This is a genomic window from Salmonella sp. SJTUF15581, assembly GCF_043356775.1.
GTDB classification, from domain to species: Bacteria; Pseudomonadota; Gammaproteobacteria; order Enterobacterales; family Enterobacteriaceae; genus Salmonella; species Salmonella enterica.
The window spans coordinates 339349-354383 of the sequence record NZ_JBEUJY010000002.1 but is presented as its reverse complement, the minus strand read 5'-3'; the positions used below and the strand labels follow the sequence as shown (position 1 = coordinate 354383).

The 15035-nt window shown below is 50.4% G+C and carries 13 protein-coding genes; 11 read left to right on the top strand and 2 right to left on the bottom strand.

What is annotated here, in order from left to right; genetic code table 11:
* Positions 1 to 108 precede the first annotated feature (108 nt).
* A complete protein-coding gene (locus ABVN36_RS05165) occupies positions 109 to 186 on the bottom strand; it encodes a hypothetical protein (RefSeq protein ID WP_269462349.1) in 78 nt (25 codons plus the stop codon).
* Positions 187 to 1024: 838 nt separating this feature from the next.
* Here ABVN36_RS05165 and ABVN36_RS05160 point away from each other — a divergent pair.
* The 6 genes from ABVN36_RS05160 (at position 1025) to speB (ending at position 7345) form a co-directional block, all read left to right on the top strand.
* Positions 1025 to 2497: a mannitol dehydrogenase family protein gene (locus ABVN36_RS05160; protein WP_023138755.1), complete on the top strand. Its 1473-nt coding sequence runs from the start codon at positions 1025 to 1027 to the stop codon at positions 2495 to 2497.
* A 2-nt stretch (positions 2498 to 2499) separates the two neighbouring features.
* Positions 2500 to 3516: a zinc-binding alcohol dehydrogenase family protein gene (locus ABVN36_RS05155; protein ID WP_000853913.1), complete on the top strand. Its 1017-nt coding sequence runs from the start codon at positions 2500 to 2502 to the stop codon at positions 3514 to 3516.
* Between the two features lie 13 nt (positions 3517 to 3529).
* Positions 3530 to 4537 (top strand): Ldh family oxidoreductase, encoded by a 1008-nt coding sequence (locus ABVN36_RS05150; protein WP_000104231.1) that lies wholly within the window; start codon positions 3530 to 3532, stop codon positions 4535 to 4537.
* A 38-nt stretch (positions 4538 to 4575) separates the two neighbouring features.
* Positions 4576 to 5070: a YhcH/YjgK/YiaL family protein gene (locus ABVN36_RS05145; protein ID WP_000965537.1), complete on the top strand. Its 495-nt coding sequence runs from the start codon at positions 4576 to 4578 to the stop codon at positions 5068 to 5070.
* A 223-nt stretch (positions 5071 to 5293) separates the two neighbouring features.
* Complete coding sequence (locus ABVN36_RS05140) at positions 5294 to 6220, top strand: alpha/beta fold hydrolase (protein WP_077908637.1); 927 nt, start codon at positions 5294 to 5296, stop codon at positions 6218 to 6220.
* 204 nt (positions 6221 to 6424) lie between these two features.
* Positions 6425 to 7345 (top strand): agmatinase, encoded by a 921-nt coding sequence (gene speB, locus ABVN36_RS05135; protein WP_000105550.1) that lies wholly within the window; start codon positions 6425 to 6427, stop codon positions 7343 to 7345.
* 46 nt (positions 7346 to 7391) lie between these two features.
* Here the strand turns inward: speB and ABVN36_RS05130 are convergent, their stop codons facing one another.
* Positions 7392 to 8150: a M48 family metallopeptidase gene (locus tag ABVN36_RS05130; RefSeq protein ID WP_000701830.1), complete on the bottom strand. Its 759-nt coding sequence runs from the start codon at positions 8148 to 8150 to the stop codon at positions 7392 to 7394.
* A gap of 275 nt (positions 8151 to 8425) precedes the next feature.
* Here ABVN36_RS05130 and tkt point away from each other — a divergent pair, with 275 nt between their 5' ends.
* The 5 genes from tkt (at position 8426) to glpX (ending at position 14845) form a co-directional block, all read left to right on the top strand.
* Positions 8426 to 10417 (top strand): transketolase, encoded by a 1992-nt coding sequence (gene tkt, locus ABVN36_RS05125; RefSeq protein ID WP_023138757.1) that lies wholly within the window; start codon positions 8426 to 8428, stop codon positions 10415 to 10417.
* Positions 10418 to 10728: 311 nt separating this feature from the next.
* A complete protein-coding gene (gene cmtB / locus ABVN36_RS05120) occupies positions 10729 to 11172 on the top strand; it encodes a PTS mannitol transporter subunit IIA (RefSeq protein WP_001518319.1) in 444 nt (147 codons plus the stop codon).
* 27 nt (positions 11173 to 11199) lie between these two features.
* The gene (locus ABVN36_RS05115; protein WP_000400411.1) at positions 11200 to 12579 is read left to right on the top strand and encodes a PTS mannitol transporter subunit IICB; all 1380 of its coding nucleotides are present in this window, start codon (positions 11200 to 11202) and stop codon (positions 12577 to 12579) included.
* 23 nt (positions 12580 to 12602) lie between these two features.
* Positions 12603 to 13877: a zinc-binding dehydrogenase gene (locus tag ABVN36_RS05110; protein ID WP_023138758.1), complete on the top strand. Its 1275-nt coding sequence runs from the start codon at positions 12603 to 12605 to the stop codon at positions 13875 to 13877.
* The gene (gene glpX / locus ABVN36_RS05105) at positions 13874 to 14845 is read left to right on the top strand and encodes a class II fructose-bisphosphatase (RefSeq protein ID WP_023138759.1); all 972 of its coding nucleotides are present in this window, start codon (positions 13874 to 13876) and stop codon (positions 14843 to 14845) included. Before ABVN36_RS05110 ends, glpX begins: the two co-directional genes overlap by 4 nt.
* The last annotated feature ends 190 nt before the right edge of the window (positions 14846 to 15035 follow it).

The following is a 15035-nucleotide window of genomic DNA, read 5'->3' as shown; positions in this document are numbered from 1 at the left end:
GAACCTCCAGTCAGCCAGTCTCGAATGCGGAAACCAGTCTGACGTGTAATTCCTGCATACCGAGCGAGCATACCAAACGACCGCCATTCGTCGACAGACGCGCCGCCTTCAACCAACCATTTTCCACAGCGGCAGTTTTTCACGTTTGCCTTTCAAATCCCAAAGGGCGATATCCACCGCAGACATCGCAAACGACGCGATGCCTCCGCAACCCATATAGTGAATATGCTATTCCATAAAGTCATAGATATCGTCAATCGCAGCGCCTCTTTCCCTGACAGTACCGGGGCAAGATCGTGATCGATCATCGCTTTAATTGCATACCCTCCCTTTCCGCCGGTATAGGAATATCCGGTGCCAGTTGAACCGTCTTCCAGCGTAATCGTCGTGGTTACCAGTTCGAAATGGCTATTATGCCATGTTTCGCGTCAACTAAGACCTCGGCCAGAGGGGCTTTGAAAGCTTTGTTTCAACGTACCTAATCTGCGTCTTCATCAATTTTTTCCTGTGTTCAATCAATGGATTAATTTGCCAATTACGTCTAAAGGCGGCTTACTCCTCATCGCTTTAGCAGCGACCCGGATGATCAAAACCGTAACTGATGTTCTTAGGTTAACGTTGATGCTGATAATAAATTGAGCTCATTAATTCACTAGACAAATTATCAGGTTTGGTTTGCTGTATTTCGGGTGATTATTGAACCAATCATGCGTGATATATACGCTCGCAGCGGGCGTGTTATTCAATAAGGTATTGTTTTTCATGGTGTTTAATGATTGCTGGTTGTGTGGGTGGTGCCAATTCGTGGCCGATTTATCTAATCAAAATCACGCTTTTGTGAATCGTAAAATTTATCCTGACAAGTGCATTTTATAACCAATTGATAAATAAATTATTTTTATTTATTGGCTATTAGTCAGCATACCAGGGTAAAGAATCTGGTGCCATGAGTGTGATCATATTCACGGATTTTGGTATGGTGTTTAAGCAGAATTGGTAAACAAAACAGGAGTGGGAAAAATTCATGGACACCATAGCTCGCCAGTTAGACGCCGCAAGGCACCAATTCAAAACGACTTATTCACGTCAGGGAATGGAAGCCAACATCGTACATATTGGATTTGGCGCCTTTCACCGTGGTCACCAGGCTGTTTATAACGATCTCACGAATGAGATAACCGGCAACCGCTGGGGGATTTTTGAACTAAATCTGTTCGGCGATGCGGAGCTGGTGGATGCGCTAAATGCGCAAGAGGGGCTGTTTTCAGTGGTGGAAACGTCAGCCAGTGCCATCAACAGTCGCCTGGTTCGTACCGTCACCGGCGCGTTGCATACGCCGAAGTCAGGTATTCAGGCGGCGATCGAGAAGCTGACTGAGCCGCAGGTAAAAATTGTTTCGTTGACGATAACGGAAAAAGGTTACTGCACCGATCCGCGGTCCAGAACGCTCGACCTCAGCCATCCGCTCATCAAACACGATCTTGCCGATCCTGAACATCCCCGGTCAGCACTCGGACTGATCGTCGAAGCGCTACGGATACGCCGCCAGCAAGGGCTTCCCCCGTTTAGTGTACTGTCGTGCGATAACATTCCGGAAAACGGTCATTTGACCAAAACGGCGATCGTTACGTTTGCCGATAATCTCGATCCGCAACTGGCGGCCTGGATAGCGAAGCATGTCACCTTTCCTGGCACCATGGTCGATCGCATCGTGCCGGCAATGACGCCAGAGCAATTTGACATGATTAAAGACCAGATCGGTTTTGCCGATCCCTGCGGCATCGTATGCGAGGATTTCCGTCAGTGGGTTATCGAAGATAATTTTGTTGCCGGTCGTCCTGACTGGGATAAAGCAGGGGCGATGTTCGTCTCGGACGTGCTTCCCTATGAAGAAATGAAACTTCGTATGCTGAATGGCAGCCATTCGTTTCTCGCCTATAACGGCAGCCTGGCTGGATATGAGTTTATCTATCAGTGCATGGAAGACGACGCTTTTAAAACCGCCGTACATCATTTAATGACGGAAGAGCAGGCAAAATCGCTGCGCCCGAATTTGGCGGTAGATGTACATCAATATGCGCAGTTGCTCATTGAGCGATTCAGCAACCCGAACATTAAACATAAGACCGGACAGATTGCGATGGACGGTTCTCAGAAGCTGCCTCAGCGGGCCGTCGATCCTTATCTGACGCTTCAGGCGCGCGGCGTTAAGGGCAGGGCGTTAGCGACGCTGATTGCGGGCTGGCTCCATTACGTCATTAATACCCTCTCTCAGGGGCAGAGTGTGGCCGACCCGCTCAATGATACCTTCAATGCGGCTATTAAAAATAAAAACACGCGATGGGAACAAGCGCTGTCTTTGCTGCAGATAAATAGCATCTTTGGAACGCTGGCCGGCGACAACGCAGATTTTTTAAACAACATTCAGCAGGCCTTTAACCATATTGAATTACATGGCGTCACGGCCACCATTCACCGTTTATCTTCAAAGGGTTAAGTATGAAAACGCTTATCTGTAATAATCCGGGAAATATCGAATACATTGAAAGGGATATTCCTCATTTAAAAGACGATGAAGTACTGTTAAAAATTAAAGCGGTTGGTATTTGCGGCACCGATATCCATGCGTTTGCTGGCCGCCAGCCCTTTTTTGCCTATCCGCGCGTGCTGGGTCATGAAATTTGCGGCGTGGCGGAAATGTTGGGTAAATCGTGCAGCACGGCGAAGGTCGGCCAACGCTATAGCGTTATTCCCTGTATTCCTTGCGGCGCTTGCGCAGCCTGCCGGGAAGGAAAAACCAACTGCTGTGAGAACGTCTCGCTGTATGGCGTTCACCAGGACGGCGGCTTTAGCGAATATCTGGCCGTTCGTGAACAAAATCTGGTTGAACTGTCGGATAACCTCACCGACAGCGCGGGCGCGCTGGTTGAGTGTTTCGCCATCAGCGCCCACGCAGTACGCCGCGCTGACGTGAAGCCGCAGCAAAACATTGTGGTAGTCGGCGCCGGGCCGATTGGGCTGGCCGCCGCCGCGATAGCAAAAGCCAAAGGCGCTCGCGTCGCGGTAGCTGATATTGACGCCGAACGCCGTCGTCTGGTAGCCGAAAAGGTAGGCGTTGCAACGCTCGATCCGTCGTCAGACGACTATATTGATGCGCTGAAAGCCTGTTTCTCCGGTGAATTAGCCGGCACTGTGCTTGATGCCACCGGCAATAAATCCTCCATGAGCCGCGCTGTCGATCTGATTCGTCACGGCGGAAAAATCGTCTTCATCGGGCTGTATATCGGCGAGCTCGTCATTGACGATCCGACCTTCCATAAAAAAGAGACCACGCTATTGAGCAGCCGTAACGCGACGCGGGAAGACTTCGAATGTGTCATTGAGCTAATGGCTCAGGGCGCTATTAGCGAAACAATGATGAAAAACCAGGAATTCGATTTCTATACGTTTGGCAACCAGTACCAGAAGAACGTGGTAGAAAACAAAAAATTGGTTAAAGGCGTTATCAAATTTTAATAGCGGGATAGTTATGTCAACAATATTAGTCAAAGAAAATGAATTGAAAGCGCTGGCGTTTAATAAACTCACCCAGGCGGGCCTTGACGCGCAAACGGCGCAGCAGGTAGCCGACGTTTTGGTTCATGCCGATATTACCGGCGTTCACTCCCACGGCGTTATTCGCGTAGAGCACTATTGTACCCGCCTGAACGCAGGCGGGCTCAATCCAAAAGCAACATTCAGCATCGAACAGATTTCGCCTTCTGTCGCTATTCTGGACTCTGATGATGGAATGGGACACTGCGCGCTGATAAAGGCGACAGACCACGCTATTAGTCTGGCAAGAGAGACGGGGCTGGGCTTCGTCAGCGTCAAAAATACGTCCCACTGCGGCGCGCTCTCGTGGTTTATTGAGCAGGCGACAAGCCAGGGAATGGTGGCTATCGCCATGACGCAAACGGATACCTGCGTTGCGCCGTATGGCGGCGCGGAGCGCTTTCTGGGGACTAACCCAATCGCCTTCGGCTTCCCCGTTAAAGACAGCCATCCGATGATCGTCGATATGGCGACCAGCGCCATTGCGTTTGGTAAAATTCTGCACGCCAAAGAAACCGGGAAACCAATAGGTCATGGTCTGGCGCTGGATAAAGAGGGACATATCACTACCGATCCGCATAAAATTGAAAATCTGCTGCCCTTTGGCGGACACAAAGGTTCTGGTATTGCCCTGGCGATTGATGCGCTCACGGGCGTCCTGATGGGGGCAAACTTTAGCAACCATATTGTTCGGATGTATGGCGACTATGACAAGATGCGCAAGTTAGCGAGTCTGGTTATCGTTATTGATCCGCAGATGTTGGGCAATCCGCTGTTTTCCTCAATAATGAGCACAATGGTCAATGAGCTAAGGGCTGTAAAACCGATGCCCGGTGTTGATAAAGTGCTGGCGCCAAACGATCCGCAAATCGCCTATAAAGAAAAATGTTTAAAAGAAGGTATTCCTGTGGCTGAGGGTATTTACCAGTACCTGATTGGCTGATAATTATAATCACGACCATTATTTAGGATAACTATAGTATGCTATATGGAAATATAGAGCAGCTTACTTTATTACCTTACGTTAACCACATTATTAAAAAACTTATCATCGAAGCGGTGAAGATAGCTGAAGACCAGCCTGCTGGTAGATATGAACTTTCTTTCCCGGAATCATTTCTTATGATAAGCGAAGGAGAAACGCACTCTTCGTTAAACCGCAAAGCTGAACTTCATAAAAAATATATCGATGTTCAGATTTTACTAAGCGGTTATGAGGAGATTGGCTATTCCAATAAAATTGATACCAGGATAAAGGAGCTTGAGCATCTTCCTGATGACATCATCTTTCCTGAATGTGTCGCTAATGAGCAGTTCGTTACATTAAATCCTGGCGATTTCGCGCTTTTTTATCCCAACCAGATCCACCGTCCGCTTTGTACGCGTGGTAAACCTGCGCCGGTTAAAAAAGCGATTGTGAAAATTCCGGCCACGGCATTTAGCGAGTCAAGCTTGCCCTGTCAGACGAAGGAATAAAGAAAGCGCCAAATGCAATTCAGGAAGAGACCTTCAAGTCATCCTGAATTATAGCCAGAATGAATAAGGTGGCACTTTTCTGACTTCAGAGCCTTTTCGCGTTGAGGCTAATCGCGGAAAGGCTTTTTACGTTCTGTAAAAAGATGATGCGGGGTCTCCACGGTAAATAAGTGAAAATGATACGAATCGATTTTGATATTGTTTTTTGTTCAATCTGAATAATATGGTCTTTTACACGAAAAGTGATTGGCGAGGTGTTATGAATCATATTTTTAAATTCGCATTTATTTTTATTATCAATATTATATTTTTAATAAATGCTTCAGCAACAACGATGGACAAAGATAAATTTGTAGAAGCGAATGGTATCAAAATTCATTACGTTGAAGAGGGCGAGGGGCCTCCGCTGCTGTTGATTCACGGTGGTGGTCTGACGGCGAAAAGTTGGCAGGGATTAGCGAAAGAGGCATCTCGATATTTTCGCGTCATCATGCCGGACAGTCGTGGACATGGATTGACGAATAACCCGCAAGGAACGTTTAGCTATGATCTGATGGTGGAAGATATGGCGGCTTTTGTTAAAGCGCTGAAGCTGGAAAAACCGCTGGTGATGGGTTACAGCGATGGCGGCATGGTCGTTCTGAAGTTAACCAGCCGATACCCGGATCTAGCGCGCGCTGCTATCGTCGGCGGCGCAACGCATCGCTTTGTTACGACCCATTACATGCAGGGGATGGAAATTTTTTATGGTAAAGGAATGCCTCAGGGGCAATTGACGGATCGCGATCTGGATAAAATGGCTTCGGATGCGCCCGGGATGGTTAAATTTTATCAGAACATGCATCATCCAGAGCAAAAAGACTACTGGCGCACGTTCCTCAAAGGTGTCTGGCCAATGTGGACAACGCCCACATCGCTGACGGAAGAAGAGGTGAAAAAAATCCACATTCCTGTGCTATTACTGGACGGCGACCGGGATGAATTTTTCACCGTTGAAGAAGTTACCGAGCTGTACCGGCTGCTGCCTCAGGCGGAGATGACCCTCATTCCCGGTAGCGGTCACGCCATTTTCCAGACGCCAGGAAAAACACCGCTGTTTTACGCATTAGTGCTTGAGTTTTTACAGCGGCAAATCCCTAAGGCCTCTTAACTGACCGCGATGGACGTATGAGCCTACTGATTTGCGCTGGATATATATTTTTTTCGGGCGTTGTCTACTGTACCTGGCTAAACTGACTTCAATAATGCGGTCTGTCAGAGTAAACTTTGAGCCGTAAACAAATTCAAACCCTTCCTCGTCGGGCCTAACGACGCGGGAGGGTTTTTTTATATTGACTAAGAAGAGGTTTTTGCCATGAGCACCTTAGGTCATCAGTACGATAACTCACTGGTTTCTAATGCGTTTGGTTTTTTACGTCTGCCAATGAACTTCCAGCCGTATGACAGCGATGCCGACTGGGTGATCACTGGCGTACCGTTTGATATGGCAACGTCCGGTCGCGCTGGCGGCCGTCATGGCCCGGCGGCGATCCGTCAGGTGTCGACCAACCTCGCCTGGGAACATCACCGTTTCCCGTGGAATTTTGACATGCGCGAGCGCCTGAACGTCGTGGACTGCGGCGATTTGGTGTATGCGTTTGGCGATGCCCGTGAAATGAGCGAAAAATTACAGGCGCACGCTGAAAAACTGCTGTCTGCAGGCAAGCGTATGCTCTCTTTCGGCGGCGACCACTTCGTCACGCTGCCGCTGCTGCGCGCCCACGCGAAACATTTTGGCAAAATGGCGCTGGTACATTTTGACGCGCATACCGATACCTACGCTAACGGCTGCGAATTCGATCACGGCACGATGTTCTACACCGCGCCGAAAGAAGGCCTGATCGATCCGCATCATTCGGTACAGATCGGTATTCGCACTGAGTTTGACAAAGACAATGGCTTTACCGTGCTGGATGCCTGCCAGGTCAACGATCGCGGCGTGGATGATATTCTCGCTCAGGTGAAACAGATCGTCGGCGATATGCCGGTCTATCTGACCTTTGATATCGACTGTCTGGACCCGGCGTTTGCGCCTGGCACCGGTACGCCGGTGATCGGTGGTTTGACCTCCGATCGCGCCATTAAACTGGTACGCGGTCTGAAAGATCTGAACATTGTCGGTATGGATGTAGTGGAAGTCGCGCCGGCTTACGATCAGTCGGAGATCACCGCTCTGGCGGCCGCGACGCTGGCATTAGAAATGCTCTATATCCAGGCGGCGAAGAAGGGCGAGTAAGTTGTTTTGCCGGATGGCGCTGCGCTTATCCGGCACTGTTCGGGGGTTATTTGATTCCGTCCGCGCTCATACGATCGCGCACATGCTGTGCGCGTGCGGCGGACGCCGGGTGATCGTCGAACATCGAGCTTTGACGACCCGCTTCCAGTTTTGCCAGTTTCTCAAAGCTGGTGGCGAGTCCTGCCGGACTGATACCGCGTTTGCGCAACAGATCGTAAGAATAATCATCCGCTTCGGACTCCTGACGCTGAGAGAACTGCGAGTTCACCAGTTTTTCGCCAAGATCGCCAAGCTGTGATTGCGACAGGCTGCCGACAACGCCTCCTGCCGATGCCGCCGCAACACGAACGGCGTTAGTGCCCAGCGCGACCTGCATCCCTTTCTTTACATGACCCAGCGCGACATGGCCCATTTCATGGCCGATCACGGCTTCAACTTCGTTGTCGGTCATCATATCCATCAGTCCGCTGTAGACGCGGATACAACCGTTCGCCATGGCAAACGCGTTGACGTCTTTCGTCTCGTAAACCTTATAGTTCACCGGCTGGCCGTTAATGTTATCCCCCAGCGCGGCGGCAATTTTTGCCAGTCGTTTAGTGTATTCGCTGCTCGCCGGCGCGATTTTCGCTTTGCTGTCGAGCTCTTGACAGGATTGATCGCTCAACGCTTTTACCTGCGCATCGCTTAACGTATAGGCCTGAAAAGCTTCAGCGCCCGAAGAAAGCAGTCCATTAGAGTCCATATTCTGGCAACCGGTCAGCACCGTCGCCATGCCCAAAGCAAGCAGTAAAGCGCGAATTTTCATTTTTCTCTTCCATACGAATCAATATTATTTTGAAATGCGCCCGTTGCAGATGAATTAGCGCCTGGGTTAAGTATAAAGAAAAGCATGGCAGGCAAGTTAGCTAATTGCGCAACATACGAGCACGATCCGGAGATTTCTGAAGCGGTAAAAGGATGTTCCATGTACATGACGCGCGGCTTGGGGTAAATTGTTGGCAAATTTTCCGGCGTAGCCCAAAACGCGCTGTCGTCAAGTCGTTACGGGCATGGCCTTTCAACATCCGATCTGGAGTCAAAATGTCCTCACGTAAAGAGCTTGCCAATGCTATTCGTGCGCTGAGCATGGACGCAGTACAGAAAGCCAAGTCCGGTCACCCGGGTGCCCCGATGGGTATGGCTGACATTGCCGAAGTCCTGTGGCGTGATTTCCTGAACCACAACCCGGCCAACCCGTCCTGGGCCGACCGCGACCGCTTTGTGCTGTCCAATGGCCACGGCTCAATGCTGATTTACAGCCTGCTGCACCTCACCGGCTATGACCTGCCGATGTCCGAACTGCAGAATTTCCGTCAGCTACATTCAAAAACCCCGGGTCACCCGGAAGTGGGCTACACCGCTGGCGTTGAAACCACTACTGGCCCGCTGGGGCAGGGTATTGCCAACGCCGTCGGGATGGCGATTGCCGAGAAAACTCTGGCGGCGCAGTTTAACCGTCCTGGCCACGACATCGTTGACCACTTCACCTACGTCTTTATGGGCGACGGCTGCATGATGGAAGGCATTTCTCACGAAGTGTGCTCTCTGGCTGGTACTCTGAAACTGGGCAAACTGATCGCGTTCTATGATGACAACGGTATCTCTATCGATGGTCACGTTGAAGGCTGGTTCACCGATGACACCGCGAAACGTTTTGAAGCCTACGGCTGGCACGTTATCCGTGGCATTGACGGTCACGATGCCGACGCCATTAAACGCGCCACGGAAGAAGCTCGCGCCGTGACTGACAAACCGTCTCTGCTGATGTGCAAAACCATCATCGGTTTCGGTTCGCCGAACAAACAGGGTACCCACGATTCCCACGGCGCGCCGCTGGGCGACGCGGAAATCGCGCTGACCCGCGAACAGTTGGGCTGGAAATACGCGCCGTTCGAAATCCCGTCTGAAATCTACGCCCAGTGGGATGCGAAAGAAGCCGGCCAGGCGAAAGAGTCTGCATGGAATGAGAAATTCGCGGCTTATGAGAAAGCCTTCCCGCAGGAAGCTGCTGAATTCACTCGTCGTATGAAAGGCGACATGCCGGCTGACTTCGATGCGAAAGCGAATGAATTCATCGCTAAACTGCAGGCTAACCCGGCGAAAATCGCCAGCCGCAAAGCGTCCCAGAATGCCATCGAAGCCTTCGGTCCGCTGTTGCCGGAATTCCTCGGCGGCTCCGCTGACCTGGCACCGTCTAACCTGACCCTGTGGTCCGGTTCGAAAGCAATTAACGAAGATGCCGCAGGTAACTACATTCATTACGGTGTGCGCGAATTCGGTATGACCGCTATCGCCAACGGTATCGCCCTGCACGGCGGTTTCCTGCCGTACACCTCCACCTTCCTGATGTTCGTCGAATATGCCCGTAACGCAGTGCGTATGGCAGCGTTGATGAAACAGCGTCAGGTGATGGTGTACACCCACGACTCCATCGGTCTGGGCGAAGATGGCCCGACGCACCAGCCGGTCGAGCAGGTGGCAAGCCTGCGCGTAACGCCGAACATGTCCACATGGCGTCCGTGCGACCAGGTGGAATCCGCGGTGGCGTGGAAATATGGCGTAGAGCGTCAGGATGGCCCAACCGCGCTGATCCTCTCCCGTCAGAACCTGGCGCAGCAGGAACGTACTGAAGAGCAACTGTCGAATATCGCCCGCGGTGGTTACGTACTGAAAGATTGTGCGGGCCAGCCGCAGATTATCTTCATTGCGACCGGTTCTGAGGTTGAGCTGGCGGTTGCCGCTTACGAAAAACTGACTGCCGAAGGCGTGAAGGCGCGCGTGGTTTCCATGCCGTCCACCGACGCGTTCGACAAGCAGGATGCGGCTTACCGTGAATCCGTGCTGCCGAAGGCGGTCTCTGCGCGTGTGGCGATTGAAGCGGGTATCGCTGACTACTGGTTCAAATACGTCGGCCTGAACGGCGCTATTGTCGGGATGACCACCTTCGGTGAATCCGCCCCGGCAGAGCTGCTGTTTGAAGAGTTTGGCTTCACGGTGGACAACGTGATCGCCAAAGCGAAAGCGCTGCTGTAATCCTTAATTCGGCATGAAACGGGTCGCTTCGGCGACCCGTTTTTTTAGATACATTTATTTTATCGCTAACAAGGCTTTATTTGTGATTTTTATCACAATTTTGATATTTTATTATTTATTGAATTTGCAATTAACATCACAAAATGAAGCTTGCTTTTTATTTTTATAATTATAACAGGTTGTTTTATAGATAAATTATAATCATGTCATTTTAAGCGCTCGCTTTTTCGCCTGGATTGATTTCATTTTGCCGCCCGCGTATTTTATTTTTAACGACAGGTTGTACCCTAAAAATAAAATAAGGATAGTTTATGCGGTTAATAGATTATTTTCCTGAAGCATCTATTACAATAAGGCCATTGGCACAAAATTGGCAGGAAGCTGTTGATTTTTCCATGTCATCTCTTTTGGCTAATCGTTATATAAATGAAAATTATATTCAGGCTATCAAAGATTCAACAATCAGTAATGGTCCTTACTATATTCTGGCACCTGGTGTCGCGATGCCTCATGCTCGCCCCGAATGCGGCGCGTTAAAAACCGGGATGTCATTAACATTGCTCAGGCAGGATGTGCAGTTTACCGACGAGGATGACGGCATAAAATTATTAATCGGCCTGTCAGCAGCAGATTCAGATTCACATATTGGCGCTATTCAGGCGTTAAGCGAACTATTATGTGAAGAGGATGTTTTAGCGGCGTTATTAGCTGCGAAATCAGAAAAAGAGCTGGCGGATATTATAGCTCGCGCATAATTATTCTCTCCTTTACAGGATATTAATATGGAACACAAGTCTGCTCGTGCAAAGGTCCAGGCTTTTGGGGGATTTTTGACCGCGATGGTCATTCCCAATATCGGCGCTTTTATTGCCTGGGGTTTTATCACTGCATTATTTATTCCAACCGGATGGATGCCAAATGAGCATTTCGCCAAAATTGTCGGCCCGATGATTACTTATTTACTGCCGGTGATGATTGGTTCTACCGGTGGACATCTGGTCGGTGGAAAGCGTGGCGCCGTGATGGGGGGAATTGGCACCATTGGCGTTATCATCGGCGCTGATATCCCCATGTTTCTTGGCTCAATGATTATGGGGCCTCTCGGCGGTCTGGTCATTAAATATATTGATCGGTTGCTGGAGAAGCGGATTCCCGCCGGTTTTGAGATGGTGATTAATAACTTCTCGCTGGGTATCGCCGGGATGATTTTGTGCCTGCTGGGTTTTGAAGTGATTGGTCCGGCGGTACTTATTGCCAATAACTTTGTGAAGGAGTGTATTGAATCATTGGTACATGCGGGCTATCTGCCGCTGCTGTCTTTAATCAATGAACCGGCAAAAATCCTCTTTTTGAACAATGCCATCGATCAGGGCGTTTATTATCCGTTGGGAATGCAACAGGCGTCGGAAACCGGAAAGTCCATTTTCTTTATGGTGGCCTCTAACCCGGGGCCTGGCTTAGGTTTGCTGCTTGCCTTTACGCTATTCGGCAAAGGAATGGCAAAGAAATCTGCGCCTGGCGCCATGATTATCCATTTCCTCGGGGGGATTCATGAGCTCTATTTCCCCTATGTGCTGATGAAGCCATTAACACTCATCGCCATGATTGCCGGCGGGATGAGCGGAACATGGGTGTTTAACCTGCTGGATGGCGGCCTGGTTGCAGGGCCAAGCCCGGGGTCAATTTTCGCTTACCTGGCGCTGACGCCGAAAGGTTCTTTCCTTGCTACGATTGCTGGCGTAACGGCGGGAACGGCAGTGACCTTTATTATCACCGCTTTCATTTTGAAAATGGAAAAAAGTAGCGAAGCCGACAGCGAAGATACTTTTAGTGATTCCGCTAAAGCGGTGAAAGCCATGAAGCAAGAAGGCAAATTTTCATATCGCGACGTGAAACGTATCGCCTTTGTCTGCGATGCGGGGATGGGCTCCAGCGCAATGGGCGCCACAACGTTCCGCCGACGTCTGGAAAAGGCGGGCCTGACTATCGACGTTAAACATTACGCTATCGAAAATGTACCGGATGATGCCGATATTATCGTTACCCACGCCAGCCTTGAAGGACGGGTTAAGCGAGTCAGCGATAAGCCCTTAATACTTATTAAAAACTATATTGGCGATCCGTGTCTTGATGATTTATTTAACCATTTGACATCGAATTAATATTTCAGGTTTCTGGAGTAAATATGAAAACGAAAGTAGCTGCTATATATGGCAAGCGGGATGTCCGTATCCGTGAGTTTGAATTACCTGACATTACGGAGAATGAACTGCTCGTAAGCGTAATTTCCGACAGCGTATGTCTCTCTACCTGGAAAGCCGCTTTATTAGGTAGTGAACATAAACGAGTGCCAGATGACCTGGAAAATCATCCAGTCATTACGGGTCATGAATGTGCCGGAATTATCGTCGAAGTAGGAAAAAATCTGACTGATAAATATAAAAAAGGACAGCGTTTTGTTTTACAACCGGCGATGGGCCTGCCGAGCGGTTATTCTGCTGGCTACAGTTACGAATATTTTGGCGGTAACGCCACGTACATGATAATCCCGGAAGTAGCGATTAATCTGGGCTGTGTTTTACCGTATCACGGCTCATATTTTGCCGCGGCATCGCTGGCGGAACCGATGTGCTGCATTATTGGCGCTTATAACGCCAATTACCATACAACACCTTATGTTTATGAACATCGGATGGGAGTCAAACCCGGCGGTAATATCGCGCTCCTGGCCTGTGCCGGACCGATGGGCATTGGCGCGATTGATTATGCCATTAACGGCGGGATCCAGCCGGCGCGAGTTGTGGTGGTAGATATCGATGAAGCCCGCCTGGCGCAGGCGAAAAAACTGCTGCCGGTCAAACAGGCCGCCGAGAAAGGCATTGAGCTTATCTATGTGAATACCGCGGGCATGGCTGATCCTGCTGCGCAACTTCGGACATTAACCGATGGCGCAGGATTTGATGATGTCTTTGTTTATGCCGCCGTTCCGTCCGTCGTTGAAATGGCTGACGATCTTCTCGCCGAAGACGGTTGCCTGAATTTCTTTGCCGGGCCGACAGATAACCAGTTCAAGGTACCGTTTAATTTTTACAATGTGCATTACAACAGTACTCATGTCGTAGGGACATCCGGCGGCTCCACGGATGATATGAAAGAGGCTATTACGTTAAGCGCAACAGGACAGCTCCAACCTTCATTCATGGTGACGCATATTGGTGGGCTGGATGCAGTACCGGACACCGTACTCAACCTGCCGGATATTCCCGGCGGTAAGAAGCTTATCTATAACGGCGTCACCATGCCGCTGACGGCGATTACTGATTTCGCCGAAAAAGGAAAAACGGATCCGTTGTTCAGGGAGCTGGCGCGTCTGGTTGAAGAGACGCACGGCATCTGGAACGAAAAAGCGGAAAGATACCTGCTGGCGCAATTTGGCGTGGATATCGGGGAGGCGGCATGATGTCTCTGGCATGGCCGCTATTTCGCATTACGGAGCAGGCAGCACTGGCTGCCTGGCCGCAAACCGGATGCGGCGATAAGAACAGAATTGATGGGCTGGCTGTTACCGCGATGCGACAGGCATTTAATGATATCGCCATCCGTGGGCGGATCGTCATCGGCGAGGGGGAAATCGATCATGCGCCCATGCTGTGGATTGGCGAGGAAGTGGGTAACGGCGAGGGGCCGGAGGTGGATATCGCCGTCGATCCTATAGAAGGCACCCGAATGGTCGCCATGGGACAAAGTAATGCGCTGGCCGTCATGGCGTTTGCGCCCCGGGGCAGCTTGTTACATGCGCCCGATATGTATATGAAAAAGCTGGTTGTAAATCGGCAGGCGAAAGGCGTGATTAATCTGGCGTTATCGTTAACCGATAACCTGCGAAATGTCGCCAGGGCGCTAAATAAGCCGCTGGAGGATCTGCGTATGGTCACGTTAGATAAACCGCGGCTGAAACCGGCCATTACACAGGCGACGCAACTTGGGGTTAAGGTATTCGCTCTCCCAGATGGTGATGTGGCGGCCAGCGTCCTGACCTGTTTGCAGGATAACCCTTATGATCTGATGTATACCATTGGCGGCGCGCCTGAAGGCGTAATTTCCGCCTGTGCGGTAAAAGCGCTGGGCGGTGATATGCAGGCGGAGCTGCTCGACTTTTGTGAAGCGAAAGGGGACAACGCTGACAACCGCCTGGTGGCGCAACAGGAGCGTCAACGCTGCGAAGAAATGGGCGTTGCGGTTAACCGTGTCTACTCCCTTGACGAGCTGGCTGCCGGTAACGACATTCTCTTTAGCGCGACGGGCGTTACGGGCGGCGATCTGGTTAACGGGATCCAACGGGTTGCGAACGGTGTGCGCACGCAAACTTTACTGATCGGTAGCGCAGATCGAACGTGTAATATTATAGACTCTCTGCATTCATGGTGACTTATCCCCGTCATTCTTCACGTTGCAAGTACGTTGGCGACGCGCGTTCACACCAGTCACTTACTCATGTAAGCTCCTGGTGGTTCTCTCTCTTGCCGCTTGTCTGCAACTCGAATTATTTAGGGTATATACTCTGGGCTTTTCAGGATAAAGGACGGTGGCAAGTCCACGCCCACCTGTAGCTTGAAAG

Coding starts and splice junctions, on each gene's coding strand:
- glpX (WP_023138759.1), top strand. CDS start 13,874: ATGATGTCTCTGGCATGGCCGCTATTTCGCATTACGGAGCAGGCAGCA.
- ABVN36_RS05130 (WP_000701830.1), bottom strand. CDS start 8,150: ATGAAAATTCGCGCTTTACTGCTTGCTTTGGGCATGGCGACGGTGCTG.
- speB (WP_000105550.1), top strand. CDS start 6,425: ATGAGCACCTTAGGTCATCAGTACGATAACTCACTGGTTTCTAATGCG.
- cmtB (WP_001518319.1), top strand. CDS start 10,729: ATGCGGTTAATAGATTATTTTCCTGAAGCATCTATTACAATAAGGCCA.
- ABVN36_RS05110 (WP_023138758.1), top strand. CDS start 12,603: ATGAAAACGAAAGTAGCTGCTATATATGGCAAGCGGGATGTCCGTATC.
- tkt (WP_023138757.1), top strand. CDS start 8,426: ATGTCCTCACGTAAAGAGCTTGCCAATGCTATTCGTGCGCTGAGCATG.
- ABVN36_RS05140 (WP_077908637.1), top strand. CDS start 5,294: ATGGTCTTTTACACGAAAAGTGATTGGCGAGGTGTTATGAATCATATT.
- ABVN36_RS05155 (WP_000853913.1), top strand. CDS start 2,500: ATGAAAACGCTTATCTGTAATAATCCGGGAAATATCGAATACATTGAA.
- ABVN36_RS05160 (WP_023138755.1), top strand. CDS start 1,025: ATGGACACCATAGCTCGCCAGTTAGACGCCGCAAGGCACCAATTCAAA.
- ABVN36_RS05165 (WP_269462349.1), bottom strand. CDS start 186: ATGTCTGCGGTGGATATCGCCCTTTGGGATTTGAAAGGCAAACGTGAA.
- ABVN36_RS05115 (WP_000400411.1), top strand. CDS start 11,200: ATGGAACACAAGTCTGCTCGTGCAAAGGTCCAGGCTTTTGGGGGATTT.
- ABVN36_RS05145 (WP_000965537.1), top strand. CDS start 4,576: ATGCTATATGGAAATATAGAGCAGCTTACTTTATTACCTTACGTTAAC.
- ABVN36_RS05150 (WP_000104231.1), top strand. CDS start 3,530: ATGTCAACAATATTAGTCAAAGAAAATGAATTGAAAGCGCTGGCGTTT.